The sequence below is a fragment of the Serratia nevei genome, from assembly GCF_024160145.1.
In the GTDB taxonomy this organism is placed as follows: Bacteria; Pseudomonadota; Gammaproteobacteria; order Enterobacterales; family Enterobacteriaceae; genus Serratia; species Serratia nevei_A.
Map to the genome: position 1 here is coordinate 1 of NZ_JAMYWQ010000184.1, position 255 is coordinate 255.

General features: G+C 55.3%; 1 protein-coding gene. It reads right to left on the reverse strand.

Annotated features, from left to right (window positions below; translation table 11 throughout):
- Window positions 1-255 (reverse strand): ATP-binding protein (locus M6G53_RS25325; protein WP_253335313.1); only part of this gene is annotated, 255 nt, incomplete at both ends.

Genomic DNA, 255 nt, shown 5'->3' on the forward strand with positions numbered 1-255 from the left:
TCAACACCAGGCTGCCTGACTCATAACGTCTGGCGACAACCTGGAAGAACAAGTTGGCCTCTTCCTTACCAAACGGCAGGTAGCCGATCTCATCGATCACAAGCAACCGCGGCTTGTGAATGATGCGACTCAGATAGCCTTTAAGTTCCCCCTGGCGGTGAGCGGCGACCAGTTGCAGCATCATGTCTGCGGCGGTAATAAATCGGACGCTTAGCCCGGCCATCGCGCACTTATAGGCCAGAGCGGCAGCAATAT